This is a genomic window from Acinetobacter sp. UBA6526 (genome assembly GCF_002434875.1).
Classification (GTDB): Bacteria; Pseudomonadota; Gammaproteobacteria; order Pseudomonadales; family Moraxellaceae; genus Acinetobacter; species Acinetobacter venetianus.
This window is the reverse complement of the sequence record NZ_DJLC01000209.1, coordinates 1-5,316: the sequence shown is the minus strand read 5'-3', so window position 1 is coordinate 5,316 and position 5,316 is coordinate 1. Positions and strand designations below refer to the sequence as shown.

The window sequence follows — 5,316 nt, the reverse complement described above, 5'->3', positions numbered from 1 at the left end:
AAAAGTGTCAACACACCCTAATAAAATCATATCTATATTGTATTATTGCTTATATAGCTAAAAAGCCCATCAAATATTTAATGGGCTTTTTATTCTTCTTTTAAAGAACTAAATTTTGCTAATTAGATTAAACATTACTCGACTCAGTTAGGCTTACTTTTATTTGTTCCACTTGATGCTCTTCTTCATCAAACTTATGACGCTTTAAGCTTAAAATCGCAAAGATTGCAATCATGGCTGGAATAGCAATCATCACAAAATTCATTGTATGTGGAAGGTTTAAGGTCAGTAACATGCCTGTTAAAATTGGCCCGACAATTGCACCGATCCGTCCAACACCTGAAGCACAACCAATGCCTGTTGAGCGGACGCTAAGTGGATAAAACTGAGCAACATAACTATAAAGTAGAATTGAAGTACCGATAGTTGCAGCACCAGCCACAGTAACTAAACCATATAAAACATAAGCTGGTGAGTTAAATCCTAAGCCAACGAGCGCCACAACGCCTGCCATTAGCATTCCCATAATGACGGGTTTTAAATGGAATTTATCAGAAAGAATACCGCCGCCAATTGAGCCGATCATTGCTCCGACATTGAGAGCAAGTAAGAACAAAATACTCTTGCCAAGTGAATAGCCTGCCGCAAGCATCAGTTTTGGCAACCAACTACTTAATGCATAAACCATCAATAAGCACATAAAGAACAATACCCAGAACATCAGTGTATTGAATGCACGTCCTTGCTGGAACAGACCTCTGACAGAGCTGCCTGTTGGGACGTTATCATCATTTAAAGTTAAGCGAGTGCTGCTGGTAATAGTTTGTTCTGGTGAAATTTTTTGAATAATACGATGTGCTTGTTCAGTCTTTCCTGTTTTAACCAAGAAGGTCAAAGATTCAGGAAGAAATTTCCAAATCACTGGTAATAAAAGTAAAGGAATACCTGCAATCAAAAACATGATTTGCCATCCCTGACTTTCGACTAGATAACTACCGATTAGTGCAGAAAGAATTCCACCAATTGCATAGCCACTAAACATCGTGCCGACTAAAGTGCTGCGTATGCGTTTAGGTGCATATTCAGAAGTCAGTGCAACGAGGTTTGGCATCACTCCCCCAATACCTAAACCTGCTAAAAATCGTAGAATACCAAACTCGAAAGGACTCGATGCAAATGCACCTAAAAATGTAAAACCACTAAAAAATGTGACGCAAATTAAAATCACATTTTTTCGGCCGATTTTATCTGCTAATGCGCCAAAAAGCATGGCACCGAACATCATGCCACAGAGTGCGGTACTGGCCAACATTCCCGCTTGAACCGAGGTTACTGACCACTCTTGCATCAATAACGGGAATACCACACCGTAAATAACGAGATCGTAACCATCAAAAATAATAATTAATAAGCACCAGAGTAAAATCGTCCAGTGAAACGGGGTAAATTTTGCTTGATCAATTACTGCATTTACATTAACTGTTGTCATTCTTCATCTCCTCAATGAGATAATTTCTTAATCATTATTTAAAACGACATAATGCACCTTAAAGAAAAAACATATTATTCAAGGTCTTATTTATATTAAAAATCATAGCTCGCCATCATATTGATGCGGTTATCTGTCCCTGAACGGCCATCAAATGTTTCACGTTCGCCGTAGACGTATTCCATACCCAGCGTAATTGGCTTATACGGGTTGTACATGGCATTAATCCAACCTTGCCAAAGCTCTTTGTTTTGGTTTGGATTATCTTTTTGGATACGGGCGAAGTCGTTATTGTCTTTAGCTTTCATATAGCCGTAGCCCAATGTAGAGCGAAGCTGAGAGTTAAATTGATGTGTAATACCCGTTGAAATTGAGTCAAACTCATTGGTTTGAATATTATTTTTGTCATCAATTGCATAGCCACTATTGGTCCACATCAGGAAACGTCCATCACCTTTGACGTGGTAGTAGTCTGCTTTTAAGAATGTGTTTGGATTGAGCTGATATTTACCTCCTAAACCTACACCCCATGCCCATTCATTGTCATTACTGGTTTTTTTCTCAGCAACAAAACTACGTCCCGATAGCATCGAGCCATTGTCAAATTTGTGATTCACACGCCCAACAAATGCGGGTAAGCGCATTTCATTGTCGGGGTCGGATGTTGCTGTATATTTTGGATCTTCAACCGCTAGTGCAAAACTGGTATTTTCTGAGAGTTTATCGCTATAACGAACCAATGGAGAACGTTGTAAAGCACCCCCCACATAAGTCGCTGCATCAATGGTTTCAGGATAATATTCAGGTGCAATAAACGTTGACCATGTTTGACCAATTAACCATTTATCTAAGGTCAAATATGCATGGCGAATACGAAATTGATCACGTGATGAACCTCCAAAGAAATCCATTTCTAATTTCCCACCTACGTCCCCTAGAGCAGATGGCGTTTTAAAATTCAAACCAAAACGTGTCACACTCACTGTGGTGTGCAAGCGGTCTTTTTGTTGAGATTCTTCAGGTGTACCCTCTAGAGGAACACCGTTGATATTGTTATACATACTCGATGCACCTTGAGCTTGATATGAGGCATCGGCACGAATGTAACCATACAAATTGACTTCAGCACCTGATTTAGTACTGAGTTTAGGCGTAAATGGTTGAACCGTTTGTGGCATAGTCGTACTTGGTGTTGAGGGTGCTGCCGCTGTCTGTACGGGCGTAGATTGTTGTACATACTGTTGCAACATCGCTCTTAGCTCTTTCACCTCTTGGCGTAGCTGTTCGATTTCAGCACTTTCAGAAGCTGCATATGTAGGTGACATGACAGTCACTACGGATAGAGCCAAAACACTTTTCTGTACCGTTAAAATGAAATTTTTCATTTAAATAAACTTCCTTCTTTCCTGATCATTAAGTTCTTTTAAGATCGTTATTTGTTTGCTTTGTATCCTTTGCAGTCATACCTAACCGCATTACATTTCTTGTTTTTAATCTCAACACATTGATTTATCTGTAATTCACCTCCTATTTAATTTGATTTTTCACTTTTCACAGGCAAAAGAGGTTCGCAGTGGCAAATATGAGCCACTGTCAATCAAACGCTTGGTAAAAAGTTACAAGTTAAATTTTAGTATTAATGTTTTATTCCATGATGGGTTAAAGCCACATTTTTAGAATCTTGCATCACTAAAGCATTCGATTGCTTTTTGTGTGCGATGAATCCTTGATACATCAAAATCTGACTATAGGAATACACATGCTCAAAGCCTGTTTTGAGTAATAATTGCTGATATTCATCAAAACGAACGGTTGAAAAATCTTGATGTAGACGCTCAATCATTTTCTGGCACTGGGTTGATGTCAGTCCATTGTGCTGACACAAATGTTGTAGTGCCTGAAATTGTTGAGAATCGGTACAAGTCATCAAGTCATAGGTCATTAAAAGTCCCGTGTCTTTCAGACGATTATAAATCTCTTGAAAGAAAGCCTTTTTTGAGTCATCAGCAATAAAATGTGCGACAAGAATTGAAAGTGCTGCATCAAAACAAGCTTGATCGGCTAAAGCTGAGGTTTCACCATGTACAAATGAGACTTGATCAGATTTTCCTATGTCTGAAACAAGTTTTTGAGCTTTTTGTAGCATGGTTGCTGATGGATCGACTGCAGTGAACATCCAATCAGGGTGTTTCTTAAGTAGATATTCCAGTTCGTAACCTGTACCACAGCCCACAATTAAGATATGTGCTTTTGGGGGTAAAGCTGACTGTAAAATAGCATCCACTTGTTGATGGAGCATTTCATAACCCGGAATTAATTTACGGATATGCTGATCATATTCATCGACTACTTTCGAGCTATTAAAATCTTTTGCCATTTTTATCTACCTATGTTCAAGCTATTTCAATACGTTCTTTCAATGAATTATTTATTATCCTAGTCAAACACAGTCGCCGTTAAGTTCAGTTCAGCACGCATGATTTCCTGTAACTTAAACTTTTGAGCTTTGCCAGAAGCAGTCATTGGAAACTCGCTAAAAAATTTAACATAACGTGGCACTTTATTATGTGAAATGTGGTCTTTACAGAAGCTACGAATACTCTCTTCATCACTCTGATGATGCTCATGCAAAATAATGCAAGCACATAATTCTTCACCATAACGAAGATCAGGTAGTCCGATCACTTGGACATCGCTAATATCGGGATGGGTATATAAGAAATCCTCGATTTCCTTTGGAAAGAGATTTTCACCACCACGAATCACGACATCTTTGATTCGTCCTTTAATTTTAACGAAGCCTTCAGCATCCATTTCTGCAATATCACCCGTGTGCATCCAACCCGCTGCGTCTATCACTTCACGAGTCTTTTCTTCTTCACCCCAATATCCAGCCATAACTGAATAACCACGCACACATAATTCGCCTAAAGTACCTGTCGGAACAATTTGCCCTTCAAGGTCAACAATTTTGACTTCAACATGTGGGTGTACACGACCTACAGTACTTACACGCTTATCAATGGTATCGTTGACAGAGCTTTGAGCACTGACAGGCGAAGTTTCTGTCATTCCATAACAAATTGTAATTTCAGACATATGCATACGCTCGATCACACGTTGCATGATTTCACGTGGACAAGGACTACCTGCCATAATGCCTGTACGTAAACTTGATAAATCAAATTCACTGAATTGTTCATGTTCTAACGTTGCGATAAACATCGTCGGTACACCGTAAGCAGCTGTACAACGTTCTTCGTGAATGGTTTTTAATGTATCTAATGGATTAAACACGGCTGATGGATATACCATTGTCGCGCCATGTGTAATACATGCTAGATTCCCCATTACCATGCCAAAGCAATGAAATAATGGCACAGAAATACAGACTTTATCTTTAGACGTTAGGCGAATGCCCTCACCGACAAAATATCCATTATTTAGAATATTATGATGCGTCAACATGGTTCCTTTCGGATTGCCTGTTGTACCAGAAGTGAATTGGATATTAATGGTTTCATCAAATTGTAGTTGTTGGCTTGCAAGATCGAGTTGATCAAGTTGATCGGCAGTTGGTGGTGTGACCAGATCACTAAAACGATGAATCCCTGTATGTTGCTGTTCATCAATTTTGATAACAAATTTTAAGAATGGCAGACGCTCAGCATGAATGATCTTATCCGTACAAAAGCTAATTTCTGGCGCAATTCTAGTGAGAAGTTCCTGATAATTTGTTGTTTTGAATTGAGATGCGATAATTAAGCCCTTACAAGAGACTTTATTGAGCACATACTCAAGTTCATGGCTTTTATAGGCTGGATTGA

General features: G+C 38.9%; 4 protein-coding genes. All 4 read right to left on the bottom strand.

Translation table 11 applies throughout. From position 1 onward, the window contains the following. Nucleotides 1-127: 127 nt before the first annotated feature. Nucleotides 128-1,489 carry an MFS transporter gene (locus B4237_RS14260; RefSeq protein WP_286943662.1) on the bottom strand — a complete coding sequence of 454 codons (1,362 nt, stop codon included), beginning with the start codon at nucleotides 1,487-1,489 and terminating at the stop codon, nucleotides 128-130. Nucleotides 1,490-1,584: 95 nt separating this feature from the next. Further along, nucleotides 1,585-2,874 carry a DcaP family trimeric outer membrane transporter gene (locus tag B4237_RS14255; protein WP_278595220.1) on the bottom strand — a complete coding sequence of 430 codons (1,290 nt, stop codon included), beginning with the start codon at nucleotides 2,872-2,874 and terminating at the stop codon, nucleotides 1,585-1,587. Nucleotides 2,875-3,125: 251 nt separating this feature from the next. Continuing rightward, a complete protein-coding gene (locus B4237_RS14250; protein ID WP_278595219.1) occupies nucleotides 3,126-3,866 on the bottom strand; it encodes a class I SAM-dependent methyltransferase in 741 nt (246 codons plus the stop codon). A gap of 59 nt (nucleotides 3,867-3,925) precedes the next feature. Then, on the bottom strand, nucleotides 3,926-5,316 hold a 1,391-nt coding region (locus B4237_RS14245; RefSeq protein ID WP_286943659.1), incomplete at its 5' end, for an AMP-binding protein.